The organism is Virgisporangium ochraceum (assembly GCF_016863655.1).
Classification (GTDB): domain Bacteria; phylum Actinomycetota; class Actinomycetes; order Mycobacteriales; family Micromonosporaceae; genus Virgisporangium; species Virgisporangium ochraceum.
The window spans coordinates 21,329-34,809 of record NZ_BOPH01000090.1 but is presented as its reverse complement, the minus strand read 5'-3'; the positions used below and the strand labels follow the sequence as shown (position 1 = coordinate 34,809).

The window sequence follows — 13,481 nt, the reverse complement described above, 5'->3', positions numbered from 1 at the left end:
TCAAGGGGCGTAGACCTTCACGAGCTGCTCGATGTACTGCTCGCAGGACGCCGGCCCGCCGAAGGTCCAGATGCCGTCGGGCATCTTGTGCAGCTGCTTCTTCTGCACGAACGACAGCGAGTCCCAGATCGCGTTGCCGGCCAGGCCCTGCGCGAACACGTCGTCGCCGTCGGAGGCGTTGTAGAAGAAGTGCAGGTCGACGTCCTTGAGGACGTTCACGCCCTCGACGTCGGTCTGACCCAGGCCCCACGCCTCGTCGACCTTGCCGTTCCAGGCGTTCTTCAGGCCGAGCTGGATGCCGAGCTGGGAGACGAGCGCGCCCTGGCCGAACATCCGGATGTTGACCGTGCTGCCTTCCTTCCACCCGTCGGCGATCGCGAAGCTCTTGCCCGCGTTGCCGGCGTCGGCGATCTTCTTCCGACCGTCGGCGAGCGTCTTGTCGAAGTCGTCGAGGATCTTCTTCGCCTCGGCCTGCTTGCCGACCGCGGTGGCGATCAGGTTGAAGTCGTCGCGCATGCGGTCGAGGTTGCGGCTCGCGTCGCTGCCCTTCGTCACCAGTACCGGTGCGATCTTCTCCGCCTGCGGCGCGAGCTGCGCCGAGTCGTTGACCATGATGATGAGGTCGGGCTGCAGGGCGGCGATCGAGTCGACGCTCGGCTCACCCCGGGTGCCGACGTCCTTGACCGACCCGTCGAGCTTGGACGCGGTGTTCCACGTCCCGTAGCCCTTGATGTCGGCGGCGCCGATGGGCTGCACACCGAGGCTCACCAGCATCTCGGTCTCGCCCCACTCGAGGCTGACCACCTTGGTGGCCGGCTTCTGCAGGGTCACCTCCTTGCCGCGGGCGTCCTTGAAGGTGACCGGGCCGCTGGCGCCCGCGTCGTCGTTGCCCGTCTCGGCCGGATCCTCGGTGGTGCCGCAGCCGGCCAGCGCGAGGGCGCCGACCAGCACGGCGACCAGTGCTCGTCTCATATCGACTCTCCTTGTAGAGCGCGTTTCGTGTGCCGGCCCACGGGCCGGGTGGTGACCAGACCGGTCGACGGGTCGACCGCGACGTCGACCTCGATGCCGTAGGCAGCCGTCAGTCGCTGCGGGGTGAAGACGTCGGCCGGGTCGCCCGCGGCCACGACCTTTCCGTTCTGCAGCAGCACCACGCGGTCGGCCACGGCCGCGGCGTGGTTCAGGTCGTGGAGGACGATCCCGACGGCGACCCCGTGGTCGTCGGCGAGGTCGCGGACCAGGTCGAGGATCTCCACCTGGTACCGGAGGTCGAGGAACGTCGTCGGTTCGTCGAGCAGCAGGACGCCGGTGTCCTGCGCGAGGCACGTCGCGAGCCAGACCCGCTGGAGTTCGCCGCCGGACAGTTCGTCGACCGGGCGCTCGGCCATGGCCGTGATGCCGGTGACCTCCATCGCCCAGGCCACGGCGCGCACCCCGTCGGCGTCGTCGCGACCCCAGCGCCCCCGGTAGGGGTGACGGCCGTAGCCGACGACGTCGTGCACCGTGACCCCGCTCGGGGTCGGCCGGCTCTGTGCGAGCAGCGTCACCCGCTTGGCGAAGTCCTTCGCCTGCAGGGTCAGCGCCGACGAGCCGTCGTCGAACAGCACGTCGCCGGTGGACGGCCGGTGCAGCCGGGCGAGCGCCCGCAGCAGCGTGGACTTGCCGCTGCCGTTCGGCCCGACCAGCGCCGTGACCGCGCCCGCCGTCACGACGATCGAGGCCTCGTGAACCACCGCCGGCCCGTGGTAGCCCAGCGTGAGCCGGTCTCCCCGGAGGCCGTCGGTTCCACCCCGCTCAAATGCTCGCTTCGCTCCGCTTTGACCGGGGGCCCCGGATCGATCGTTGTCCCGCACGGCTGCAGGTTAGCCTAACCTAAGAATCCTTGTAAAAGAGATCGCGGGCAGGGCCCGGCAGCGCTCCATCCGGTCCCCGGACCCCTTCTCCGCCGATCTTGCAGTTGTGGCCTCCCTAAAAACGTGACATATCCGCAAATAGAGGTGGCCACGAGTGCAAGATCGGCGCGCGCCTCGACAGCGGCGCGGCCGCGAGAGCGGGCGCTGGTCCACGACCTGGCCTAGTCGAACTCCAGGTCCCTGGTGCGGTGGGGCAGCAGCAGTACCGCGAACAATCCGACGACCGCGAGCACCACCAGGCCGACGAACACGTGCCGGCTGGCGTCGAACAGGGCCCCGCGGACGAAGTCACCGACCGGCCCGGGGCCGGCGTCCAGGATCAGGCTGTCGGCGCTGACGTCCGCGGGGATCCGGCCGGCGACGTCCGGTGGCGGATCGGCGAACCGGGCCGACAGCGTCGCGTTGGCGATCGCGCCGAAGATCGCGGCACCGACCGCGCTGCCCAGTGACCGGGCGAACATGTTCGCGCCGGTCACCACGCCGCGCCGGTCCCAGCCGACCACCGACTGGGCCGCCACGATCGTCGGGCTCGACGTGAACCCCAGTCCGACGCCCATGACGAACGCCGCCGCGGCCGCCACCCAGACCGGCGACGTCCTGGTCAGCAGCGCAGTGAACACGGCACCCACGATGACGACCGACGCGCCGAACACCGCGGTGTTGCGGAACCCGATCCGCAGGTAGACCCGTCCGCTGAGACTCGCCGCGATCGGCCACCCGAGCGTCAGCGCGGCGACGGCGAACCCCGCGACCAGCGGACCCACCCCGAGCACCCCCTGCGCGTACGTGGGCAGGTACGACGTGAGCCCGATCAGCAGCGCGCCGATCACGAGCGAGGCGAGATTGCCGCCGGCCAGCACCCGCCGGCTGACCACCCACAGCGGCAGCACCGGTTCCGCGGCGCGGCGCTCGACCAGCACGAACGCGAGGATCAGCACCCCGGCGACGGTCAGGATCGCGACGCTCGGCGCCGACGACCACTCCCACCGGACGCCGCCCTCCAGCAGTCCCAGGATCAGCAGCGAGAATCCGGCGGTGAGCAGCGCGGCGCCGAGGTAGTCGACCTTGTGCTCGCGCCGGGTGACGTTCTCGGTGAACCGGCGGACCAGCGCCCACGCCGCCACCGCGCCCAGCGGCAGGTTGATGAAGAAGATCCACCGCCAGGACAGGTACTCCGAGAACACCCCGCCGAGCGTCGGGCCGACGACCGACGAGATCGCCCACACGCTGGCCAGGTACCCCTGGACCCGGGCCCGCTCCTCCACCGAGTAGAGGTCGCCGATGATGGTCATGCTCATCGGCTGCACGGCGCCGGCACCCAGACCCTGCACCGCCCGGGCGACGATCAGCGCCGGCATGCTCCAGGCGATGCCGCACAGCACCGACCCGGCGAGGAACACCGCGATGCCGATGAGCATCACCGGTTTGCGACCCACCTGGTCGGCGAACTTGCCGTACAGCGGCACGGTGACCGCCGCGGTGAGCAGGTAGATCGAGAACAGCCACGGGAACTGGGAGAAGCCGCCAAGGTCCCGGACGATCGACGGCACCGCCGTCGCGATGATCGTCGAGTCGAGGGCCACGAGCCCGGTGCACAGCATCACCGCGGCCAGCACCGGTCCCCGCTCCGACCGGAACCCGACGCCGGCCGCTTTCGAAGTCGTCACGCTCACCTCGTTCCCACTGCCGCGACGGCGAAGATCGCAAACCTACTTTCCTTCAATCCGGCGCGGCAAAGCGACCACCGTCCGGAACTGCGGCAGAGCGAACACTTTCCGGGGCTGCGGCGAAGAGGTGGTGGAAGGAAGGTGAGCCGATGGATCTGGCCACAGACCACGATCGACGGACGCGCACCGACGCGGAGCTGATCGCCGCCGCACGCGCGGCGCCGGAGCGGTTCGCGGTGGTGTTCGACCGGCACTACGAGCGGATCTACGCGTACGCCGCCCGGCGGCTCGGTCGCGACCTGGCGGAGGATGTCGCGTCCGAGACGTTCCTGGTCGCGTTCAGCCGGCTCGCCGGCTACGACCCGGCCCGGGTGGACGCGGCCCCGTGGCTGTACGGCATCGCCTCCAACCTGATCGCGCGCCACGCACGGGCGGAGGCCCGCCGGTACCGGGCACTGGCGAAGCTGCCGGCCGACGTCGCCGTAGCGGAGATCGACGTCGCCGCCCGGCTCGACGCGGCCACCGCGCGGGGCCGGCTCGCGGCGGCCCTGGCCCGGCTGCCCGGACCCGAGCGGAACGTGCTCCTGCTGGTCGCGTGGGCCGGTCTCAGCCAGCCCGAGGTGGCGCTGGCGCTCGACGTGCCGGCCGGCACCGTGCGGTCGCGGTTGCACCGGGCGCGGCAGGAGATGCGTGCTTCTCTGAGCGAAGGAACCCTGTGATGAACGAGATGGAACTGCTCCAGGACGTGTTCGGGTTCGACGAGACCCCGTCGGCGGCCGCCCGCGACCGGGCCCGCACCGCACTGCTCGACCGGATCAACGGCGTGGAGAGCCCCGCGCCCCGCCGGCCGGCCCGGTGGACGCTGCGGGCCGCCGCCGTGGTCACGGCCGCGGCGGCGGTTGCGGTGGGCGTCGTGGTGGTGACGGGTGGACCGGCGGAGCGCACCGACCGGTCCGGCGACCCGCCTGCCGCCGTCGCCGCGCCGCCGTACGCCAAGCCGGCCGGTGCGGCCGAGTTCCTGGAGAACGCCGCCTGGACCGCCGCCCGCCGGGCCTGGGTCGACCCGCGCCCCGACCAGTTCATGTACGTGGAGTTCCTCACCACGGAGAACCGCATGGAGGTGGCCGACGCCAACCCGAACGGCGCCCTGGTACCGGGCCAGACGGTGAACAAGCGCCGGGAGTCGTGGAGCCGGGTCGACGGGCACGTGATAGCCGGCAGGGAGGACGGCGGCCAGCTCCACTCCCGTGAGCGGACCGAGAAGCAGCGCTGGCCGACCATCCCGTACGACGACCTGGCCGGCCTCACCACCCCGGAGAAGTTCGACGAGTGGCACCATCGGGTCAAGCCCGCGGGAGCCAGCCCGGAGGCGCTGCTCACGCAGTTCGTCCTCCCGCCCGACGTCGAGGCCGCGATCTACCGGTGGCTGGCCCGCCAGCCCGGCGCGCGGGTCGACCCGGACGCCGTGAACTTCGACGGCCGGCCGGCGATCGCGTTGACCTACGTCGTCGAGGACTACCTGAGGACCGAGCTGCTGTTCGACCCGGAGACCTACGCGCTGATCGGTGACCGGCTGGTCGCCATCCGCGACCACGTCGCCGAGTCGCTGGACGCCACCCGGTACATCAAGGCCGGCGACGTCTTCCGGCTGGTGATCCGCAACCGGTTCGGCATCGTCGACCGCGCCGGCGACACGCCTTAACCGTCGAGTTTCTGCAGGCTCACCCGGACCTGCTCCGCGTCCGGGTGGGCCAGGTCGTCGAGGATGGTCAGCGCGTGCCGCAGGTTCTCCTTCGCCGCCCCGGTGTCGCCCATCGCGCGGCGGGTCTCGCCGATGCGGGTCAGCAGGGTCGCCTCCCAGTAGCGGTCGCCGAGGTCGCGGAAGACGGTCAGGGAGTCGGCGTAGCAGGTGAGGGCGCGGTCGTAGGTGCCGAGGCGGTCGTAGACGTAGCCGAGGCTGTCGAGGGTGGCGGCCTGCCCGTACCGGTCCCCCAGCTCTTCCAGCAGCCGCAGCGCCTCCTCGCACGAGGACAGGGCCGGACGGTGGTCGCCCAGCTGGGCCTGGTACCAGCCCACCGCGTTCAGCGCCGCCGCCTCACCGCGCCGGTGACCCAGGCCGCGGTGCAGGTCGAGGGCCTTGCGGGCGTGGTCGAGCGCGTCCTGGTAGCGGTTCTGCCGCTCGCACACGTCGGCGATGCTGTTGTGCGTGTGCGCCTGGCCGGTGCGGTCGCCGGCGGCGTCGAACGCGGCGAGCGCGTGCGCGTAGTGGGTGTGGGCGTCGTCGAACTCGCCGAGCCGGGTGTGCGCCCGGGCGAGCACCCGGTGCGAGTCGGCCTGCCGGGGCAGGTCGCCCAGCCGCTCGGCGGCGGCCAGCGCGACGTGCTGGGTCTCGACCGAGTCGCGCCAGTGCCCGCGCCGGTCGAGGAACTCGGCCAGGGTGCGGGCCAGCAGCCAGGCGTGCCCGTCGAAGCCGCTGGCGGCGGCGTGCCGCACCGCGTTCAGGAGCACGGGCTGCTCGGTCGCGAACCAGGTCAGCGCCTGCTGGTGGTCGTCCAGCGGCTCCGGCGTCACGCCGGTCGCCGGTTCCGGGAGGACGCTGGCGTCGCGGTGGGTGTCGATCAGGCGGTCGGCGGCGTGCGCGGTGTGGAGGTAGTGGTCGAACATCCGCTGCCGCGCCGCGTGCCGTTCGTCGGCGGGCTCCTCGTCGGCCGCCAGCTCCGCGGCGTAGGCGCGCAGCAGGTCGTGCAGGGTGTACCGGCCCGGCACCGCCTCCATGATCAGGTTCGCCCGGGCGAGCTCGGCGAGCATCGGCCGCACCGCCGTCGGGGTCACGGCCGCGAGGCTCGCCGCGGCCGCGGCCGAGAAGTCGGGACCGGCGTGCAGCCCGACGAGCCGGAACATCCGCGCGGTCGCCGGGCTCAACGTGGCGACCGACCAGGAGAAGACCGCCCGGATGTCGCCGGTCGGGTCCTCGTCGGCCAGTCCGTCGAGCCCACGCAGGTCGTCGGCGATGGCCCGCAGCGGGAACCCCGGGTTGGTCGCGGCCCGCGCGGCGACGATCGCCAGCGCCAACGGCAGCCGGGCACACCGGGTGACGAGCTCCTCCGCCGCCTCCGGTTCGGCGGCCAGCCGGTCGGCACCGAGCCGGCTCGCGAGCAGCTCCCGGGCCTCGCCCGCGGTGAGCAGGTCGAGGGTGAGCGGCTGGGCCCCTTCGACGGCCACCAGGCTGGTCAGCTGGCTCCGGCTGGTCACGAGCACGAAGCAGCCCGGTGCGCCGGGCAGCAGCGGGCGGACCTGCTCGGCGTCGCGGGCGTTGTCGAGCACGACGAGCATCCGCCGGCCGGCGAGCTCGCTGCGGTACAGGGCGGCCTGCGCGTCGAGGTCGGCCGGTATGCGCTGGCGCGGCACGTCGAGCGCTTCGAGCATGGACCGGATCGCCTGCGCCGGGTCCATCACGGCGCCGCTCGGGTGGAAGCCGCGCAGGTTCACGTACAGCTGACCGTCGGGGAACCGGTGCCGCACCCGGTGCGCCCAGTGCACGGCGAGCGTGGTCTTGCCGATTCCCGCGGTACCGGCGATCGCGCTGATCACGACCGCGGCCGGGTGCCGGTCGGCGGCGCCGTCGAGCGCGGCGGTCAGGCGGTCGAGGTGGTCGGCGCGGCCGGCGAACCGCGCCACGTCGGCCGGCAGCTGTGCCGGGGTCGCGGCGCGCGGCGGCGCCGGCTGGGTCGGTGGGTCCGGGACGGCCGTGGTGGTGGCCGCCGAGCAGAAGCGGTTCCGCTCGTCACCGGTCAGGCCGAAGGCGTCGGCGAGCTTGCGAACGGTGGCCGGCCGCGGGTTGGCGATGCGTCCCGCCTCGAGCTTGCCGATGCTGCGCACGCCGATGCCGGTCCGCTCGGCAAGCTCCTCCTGCGACAGGCCGAGCCGCCGCCGCTCCCCCCGGACCATCTCACCGAACACGCAACCCTCCCCACCGACACCGAAGTACCGACCAAGTACCGGTGAAAGCCCTGGGCATCGGTGTCACTCTCCGCCACCGTAGTCGGCATAGGGAATGCTCCCGGAGTGGGCGTACCTATGGTCCAAGCGGTGCCGCGCGCAACGGGGGCCTGTTGCCCAGCTCGTGGGTCCGCTGAAGCTGGAACAATCGGGCGTTCGCGGCGCCGCGTGGGTCGGGCCGGGCTTCATAGCCCGGCCCTTTTCGTTCGTCCGGTCGCCGCTACCCGGCCCGGCCGTACGCGGCCAGGAAGACCTCGCCGGCCGCGTCGGCGATGGCGTCGAGTCCCGGAGCAGCCCGCGGTCGGCCAGCCGGGTCAGCGCCTCGCCCAGCAGCGCCAGCGACCGCTCGAACCCGCCGACGAACCAGGCACCCGACACGGCCGGGAACCGGTCGGCCTCGGCGAGCACCAGGCGGCGCAGCCGCAGGACGTCGGCGTGGAGGAGGTCGACGAGGAAGCGGCGGGCCAGGTCACGCAGCCCCGTGCGGGCGTCGGTGGCCCGGTCGAGCACGGCGTACGTGGCCGCCAGCCGGTCGGCGAGGTCGCTGTCCGTCCCGAGGACGATCTCGGCGTCAGCGCGGTTCGTTCGTCTGGTCGAGCACCGTCGCCCCGGTCTCCAGCCACTGCTCCGCGGTGACCGGCCGGGCCCGCAGTGCCAGCCGGTGCAGCGCCGCGCCGGCCGCGTCGTCGAACAGCGACCCGCTGTACCCGACGAAGGCCACCAGTCCCGGCGCCGGTTCCCAGGCGATGCCCCCGCTGCCGCCGAACAGGTCCGACAGCAGCGTCGGCTGCCCGTGGACCGGTGGACCGTCGCGGACCGTCGACGCGTACGCCCGGTCCTCGTACCCGCCGCCGCTGGCCACGGCCGTGAACGTCAGCCCGTTGCCGAGCGCCGCGCCCTCCCCCACCGAGTCGCTGCCGTACCGGACCTCGTGCACGGTCGGCGACCGGTACGGCCCCGCCGTCACCACCACGAGCCCGGCCGGCGCCGCGACCACCGGTCGCCCCGCCTCGACCCGCGTGGCGGCGGCGACCGCCACCAGGTCGGCCTCCCCGAGGTCACCCCGCACGCGTGCGTGCCGCCCGGCGACCGGCCAGGTGACCGACCCGGCCTGCGCGCTCCCGGTCACCCCGCCGACCGCGACGCTACGGCCGCCGACCGACGGCTCGGCCGGAAACGTCACCACCGCACCGCGCCGGCCGAACGACCCGTCGGGCCGGCGCACGACGACCGTCCAGGCGCCGTCGGCCACGGTGCGGTCGCACCGGTCGAGGCCGCCGGACGGTTGGCCATCGATGCGCAGGCCGGCGACCGGATTCAGCGGCGACGGCTGCTGGCCCCAACCGACCGGCGCGCAGGCCGGGCCGGTCGGCTGGGCCGGCGTTGGCGGCGCGGGCGTCGGCTGGGCTGGCTTTAGCGGGACGGACGCCGTCGTGGTCGGTGTGGCGGCGCCGGTCGGCCTCCCGTCGTCGGTACGCCGGTCCATGCTGACGAATACCAGTCCCGCGACGGCCGCCGCCACCAACCCGATGAGCCCGGCGCGCCGGGCCCACCACGGCAACCGGCGGGGCCGGGCGGGCCCGTCGGGCTCCTCGGGTCCGAAGCTGATGACGTCGGTCACGGTCCTATGCTGCTCCAGCGACGGCCCCGGGCCCAGTCGTGCGGGGCGAGACCGCGTTCGAGGGCCCGCTCGGCCGGACCGTCCCGGCGACGAAAATGCTCCGCCCCCGGCATAGAGGCGTGCCGACGGGGTAGTGCGCCGCCGCAGTGCGTCCACTTCGAAGCCGGAGGCCGCGGTGAACATCCTCGTCTGGCATGTGCACGGCTCCTGGATGACGGCGTTCATCCACGGCCGGCACCGGTATCTCGTGCCCGTCGACGACGAGCGCGGTCCCTACGGCCTCGGCCGGGCCCGCACCTACCGGTGGCCGTACTCCGCCGTGGAGGTCACCCCCGACGAGCTGGCGTCCACCGACATCGACGTCGTGGTGCTGCAGCGGCCCGAGGAGCTGCCCCTCGCCCGCGCGTGGCTCGGTGACCGGAACGTGCCGACCGTCTACGTGGAGCACAACACGCCGAAGGGCGACGTGCCCTCCACCCGGCACCCGATGGCCGACCGCGACGACGTGCGGCTGGTGCACGTCACCCACTTCAACGAGCTGTTCTGGGACAACGGCGCGACCCGCACCGCCGTGATCGAGCACGGCATCGTGCCGCCGGTCGCGGAGTACTCGGGCGACCTGGAGCGCATCGCGATCGTCACCAACGAGCCGGTCCGCCGCGGTCGGGTCACCGGCACCGACCTGATGGGCCGGTTCGGGCCGGTCGCCCCGCTCGACGTGTTCGGCATGGGCACCGACGGGCTGCCCGACGCCCTGGGACTGTCCCCCGACACGATCGCCACCTACAACGCGTCCCAGGACGAGATGCACACCGAGATCGCGCGCCGCCGGCTGTACCTGCACCTCACCCGCTGGACCTCACTCGGGCTGAGCCTGATCGAGGCGATGGCGATCGGGCTGCCAGTGGTGGCGCTGGCGACCACCGAGGTCGTGCGCGCCGTCCCGGAGGGGGCCGGGATCGTGTCGACGAAGGTCGACGACCTCGTCGACGCCGCGCGGTGGCTGATCGAGGACCCCGACGCGGCCCAGCGGCTGGGCCAGGCCGGCTCGGCCGCCGCGAAGGAGCGCTACGACCTCGACCGCTTCCTCTTCGACTGGGACCGCCTCCTCGAGGAGACGTGCACCTCGCGCTGAGTTCCGGAGGCCGGGCTACACCTCGTCCTCGGTGCGCGTCGGCAGCCCGAACCCGACGGCGACCGGGTTCCACGCCGAGCAGAAGCTCCGCTTCGCGGCGGTCGCGGCCGTCGACGCCCGGCCGGCCTCCGCGTAGTTGGCGTCCTGGCCGCAGCGCCCGGACGCGACGTTGTCGGCCCACGCGGTGAACGCGCGGTCAGCGGCCACCGAGTGCGCCAGCGCCGCGACCAGATGGTCGCGGATGGTCCGGCCGTTCGGGATCGCGTCCACCGGAAGCTCGCGCGCCCGGGACAGCTGACCGTCACGCTCGGCGGTCACCTGCCGCAGGGTATCGGCGGCGGCCTCGGCGTCGACGCAGCGGTCCGCGTCGGCGAGGGCCGTCCGCAGCCGCGTGCGGCTGTTGCTGCTGGCGGCGATCAGCGTGTCGAGGCCGATCGCCTGCGTGCGGCCGTCCGTGGTCGGGCTCGCGGTGCTCGGGACCGGTGCGGGCCCGGCCCGCACCGGCGGCGCGGTGACGCCCGTGAGCGTCCCGAGCACGAGCGTCGTCACCACGGCCGGTGCGAACAGCGGCACCGTGCCGGTGGCCGCGGCACCTTCGAGCAGGATCCGGCCGAGCGTGCGGCCACCGGCCAGCTGCGCACCGAGCCGGTAGGCGACCAGCACCGCGGCGGCGAGCAGCAGGTGCAGCCACCCGAGCCGGGCGGTCGCGGCGTGCAGGCCCTCCGCACCGCGTCCCGTGGCCACGAGCCCGGCCACCGCCAACCCGGCGGCATACACCCCACCGCAACTGACGATGTCGACCGCGAGCACGGCGAACCCGGCACCCGCCCGGGCCGGCGGCGGCCCGAACGACGTGCCGCACCATGGGCAGGACGGGTACCGGCCGTCCCGAGCCGTCCCGCATCCCGGGCAGTACATGTCCGGATCGTACGGTTTGCCCGTGGGGCGGCGACTCCCCGTGACGCCCGGTCCTCGCCCCCGTACCGGCGACCCCGAAAGGTCTTCCCACACCACGACCGGGCACGGATGGACATCATTCCCGGAAGATGATGTTCATCCGTGCCCGGTGAGGCGACAGGGCGGTCAGGCGCGGGCCAGCTCCCACATCCGCGTGTACGCCTCGGCGCCGTTCATCAGCTGCTGCCGCAGCAGCGCACCCTCACCGCCGGCCTGGCCGATGAGATCGACGGTCCAGTCCGCGTACAGGCCGTACTGGGCGACCCCGTCGGTGTTCAGGTCGAAGGTCCGCGACCCCCACACCTGGCGGTTCACGGTCGTGCCGTTGGGGGCGGTGAACGGGTAGGTCAGGTTGCCGCCGGCGCGCGGCTCGGGCTGCAGGTGCAGACCGTTGACGTCGCTGCCGAACCCGTAACCGGTGATCGACCCGCCGTTGGGCAGCGCCCGGTTGGCCCGCCACTCGCCGAGGAAGTCGGGTGCCTTCTCGGCGATGCCCGCCACGAATCCGCCGAGCCCGACCATCCGGTTGATCATCGCCGGGTCCGACCACGAGTGGGCCGAGGACAGGCCCGGGTAGTCGGCGGCGTCGGCCATGTCGAGCACGGCCGTGGCCGCCTTCACGCTCATGTGGTCGATGTGGATGATCATGCCGCGGTCCATCAGCTTCTGCACCAGGTAGCGGCCGAGGTCGGTCAGGCCGCGGATGTTGCAGATCTTCCCGCTCGGGTAGACCGGCAGGATCGTGCCCGGCGGGATACCCGGCAGCAGGGTGGCGAAGTCGTCACTCGTCAGCGGCTGCTCGTTGTCGGACGGGCCGGTGCACGACGTCGCCTGCCACCAGTGCCCCGTCGACAGCAGCTGACCGACGTTCACCGCCGCGCCCTGCGTGCCCGAGTCGAACCGGGTGCCGCCGAACGCGTTGTCGAACTTGTGCACCGGGTAGACCCCGGACACGCCCATCGCCTGCAGTTCGTTGAGGCCGGCGTCGACGGTGGCCGTGGTGCAGCCCGCGTTCTCCTTGCAGCCGAACAGCTCCGAGTTCTCCACGCCGACGATCACGGCCAGCTTCCCGGACGCCGCGATCGACCGCACCTGCGCCGGTGTGGTCGCGATGCGGAACCAGCCCTTGCCGGCGCCGCCGCTCTGCGCGTCGATGTAGTCCCGCATCGAGATCAGGTACCGGGACTGCGCGCGGATCTGCTCCATCTCGTCGCACGAGCTGTCGCGGTACGGGAACAGCTCGCAGATCACGCGGTTCGCGACCAGCAACGCGTTCATCACCCGCTGGCCCGACCGCCACGACCGCTCGATCCCGCGGAAGTACGACTGCTCGTGCAGCATCGAGTTGGGCTGCGGCCAGTCGCCGAACGTCGGCCAGCCGTCCTCGCGCGAGTTCGCCGCGTCGGTTCCGCCGACGATCGCCTCGAACAGGGCGCCGAGGTTCAGCGACGTGTGGGTCGAGCAGCCCTTGAGCGCCACCTCGACGCCGCCGGAGGCCCACGCCTCGCCGCAGTGGAACTGGCCACCGAAGCCGGCGGCGGCGGTGATGTGCGCGTGCGCGTCGATCGTGCCGACGAGGCGGCCGGCGCTGTCGACGCCGGGTGCCGCGGTGCCGCTCACGCCGGTGGCGATGTCGGGTGGGGTGAAGCACCCGCTCGACGTGGTCAGCTCGACGCTGTTCGACGAGCCGCCCGAGCCGAGGCGCCACAGGAACGAGCCCATGGCCTGGCCGGTCGCCGTCGCGGTGAAGCGGTAGCGGTCGCCGCTGCGGGCGACGGTGTAGTCGGCCCGGCTGCCGTACGACTGGCCGGCGAGGATGAAGCCGACGACGCTCTGGTACAGCGGCTGGCCGCGGTTGTCGAGAAGTTCGTACCGGTTCAGCTGGGTGGCTTCGAGTCGGATCGGCGTGGCCGCTGACGCGGTCCCGGAGAACTTGTACCCGTCACCGTCGCGCACGACGTATCCGACGGAGTTGGACCCGTCGAAGACACGGAGCGCGACGCACGCGCCGTCGAGCGCGTCGGGTGCGGCGGTGACCGCCGCGGCCGAGGCGGCGGGGGCGGAGGCGACGACGGCGAGTGGAGCGAGGAGGAGAAGTACGGCAAGGCGACGCATAGAGACCCCTCGGGCGGCAGGGAACCTACTGGCTGGTACAAGACTCCGCGCACACATCGGCGACTGTCAAGATC

Annotated in this window: 11 protein-coding genes; 3 read left to right on the top strand and 8 right to left on the bottom strand. The window is 72.9% G+C overall.

What is annotated here, in order from left to right; translation table 11 throughout:
- The 3 genes from Voc01_RS33505 to Voc01_RS33495 form a co-directional block, all read right to left on the bottom strand.
- On the bottom strand, positions 1–972 hold the full coding sequence (locus tag Voc01_RS33505; protein WP_203931644.1) for an ABC transporter substrate-binding protein: 972 nt from the start codon (positions 970–972) through the stop codon (positions 1–3).
- A complete protein-coding gene (locus tag Voc01_RS33500) occupies positions 969–1,733 on the bottom strand; it encodes an ABC transporter ATP-binding protein (protein WP_275423776.1) in 765 nt (254 codons plus the stop codon). Before Voc01_RS33500 ends, Voc01_RS33505 begins: the two co-directional genes overlap by 4 nt.
- A 341-nt stretch (positions 1,734–2,074) precedes the next feature.
- On the bottom strand, positions 2,075–3,580 hold the full coding sequence (locus Voc01_RS33495) for an MDR family MFS transporter (protein WP_239160649.1): 1,506 nt from the start codon (positions 3,578–3,580) through the stop codon (positions 2,075–2,077).
- A 149-nt stretch (positions 3,581–3,729) separates the two neighbouring features.
- On the opposite strand from Voc01_RS33495, the gene Voc01_RS33490 reads away from it, so the two are divergent.
- Both Voc01_RS33490 and Voc01_RS33485 read left to right on the top strand, forming a co-directional pair.
- The gene (locus Voc01_RS33490) at positions 3,730–4,299 is read left to right on the top strand and encodes an RNA polymerase sigma factor (RefSeq protein WP_203931642.1); all 570 of its coding nucleotides are present in this window, start codon (positions 3,730–3,732) and stop codon (positions 4,297–4,299) included.
- Entirely contained in the window at positions 4,299–5,282 is a 984-nt protein-coding gene (locus Voc01_RS33485; protein WP_203931641.1) for a CU044_5270 family protein, read from the top strand. Before Voc01_RS33490 ends, Voc01_RS33485 begins: the two co-directional genes overlap by 1 nt.
- On the opposite strand, the gene Voc01_RS33480 is transcribed toward Voc01_RS33485, so the two are convergent.
- From Voc01_RS33480 to Voc01_RS33470, 3 genes are all read right to left on the bottom strand, one after another.
- On the bottom strand, positions 5,279–7,540 hold the full coding sequence (locus tag Voc01_RS33480) for an ATP-binding protein (RefSeq protein WP_203931640.1): 2,262 nt from the start codon (positions 7,538–7,540) through the stop codon (positions 5,279–5,281). The two genes, Voc01_RS33485 and Voc01_RS33480, sit on opposite strands and share 4 nt — an antisense overlap.
- Positions 7,541–7,603: 63 nt before the next feature.
- The gene (locus Voc01_RS33475) at positions 7,604–8,089 is read right to left on the bottom strand and encodes a TetR/AcrR family transcriptional regulator C-terminal domain-containing protein (protein ID WP_203931639.1); all 486 of its coding nucleotides are present in this window, start codon (positions 8,087–8,089) and stop codon (positions 7,604–7,606) included.
- A 61-nt stretch (positions 8,090–8,150) separates the two neighbouring features.
- The gene (locus tag Voc01_RS33470; protein WP_203931638.1) at positions 8,151–9,200 is read right to left on the bottom strand and encodes a hypothetical protein; all 1,050 of its coding nucleotides are present in this window, start codon (positions 9,198–9,200) and stop codon (positions 8,151–8,153) included.
- 175 nt (positions 9,201–9,375) lie between these two features.
- Here Voc01_RS33470 and Voc01_RS33465 point away from each other — a divergent pair, with 175 nt between their 5' ends.
- Positions 9,376–10,335: a glycosyltransferase gene (locus Voc01_RS33465; protein WP_203931637.1), complete on the top strand. Its 960-nt coding sequence runs from the start codon at positions 9,376–9,378 to the stop codon at positions 10,333–10,335.
- A 15-nt stretch (positions 10,336–10,350) separates the two neighbouring features.
- Here Voc01_RS33465 and Voc01_RS33460 read toward each other — a convergent pair whose 3' ends face one another.
- Together Voc01_RS33460 and Voc01_RS33455 are read right to left on the bottom strand one after the other, a co-directional pair.
- Positions 10,351–11,253: a hypothetical protein gene (locus Voc01_RS33460; RefSeq protein ID WP_203931636.1), complete on the bottom strand. Its 903-nt coding sequence runs from the start codon at positions 11,251–11,253 to the stop codon at positions 10,351–10,353.
- Between the two features lie 165 nt (positions 11,254–11,418).
- A complete protein-coding gene (locus Voc01_RS33455) occupies positions 11,419–13,407 on the bottom strand; it encodes a hypothetical protein (protein WP_203931635.1) in 1,989 nt (662 codons plus the stop codon).
- Between the last annotated feature and the right edge of the window lie 74 nt (positions 13,408–13,481).

Excerpts from the sequence above, each read along its gene's own strand:
- Voc01_RS33505 (WP_203931644.1), bottom strand. The coding sequence starts at position 972 with ATGAGACGAGCACTGGTCGCCGTGCTGGTCGGCGCCCTCGCGCTGGCC.
- Voc01_RS33485 (WP_203931641.1), top strand. The coding sequence starts at position 4,299 with ATGAACGAGATGGAACTGCTCCAGGACGTGTTCGGGTTCGACGAGACC.
- Voc01_RS33460 (WP_203931636.1), bottom strand. The coding sequence starts at position 11,253 with ATGTACTGCCCGGGATGCGGGACGGCTCGGGACGGCCGGTACCCGTCC.
- Voc01_RS33490 (WP_203931642.1), top strand. The coding sequence starts at position 3,730 with ATGGATCTGGCCACAGACCACGATCGACGGACGCGCACCGACGCGGAG.
- Voc01_RS33455 (WP_203931635.1), bottom strand. The coding sequence starts at position 13,407 with ATGCGTCGCCTTGCCGTACTTCTCCTCCTCGCTCCACTCGCCGTCGTC.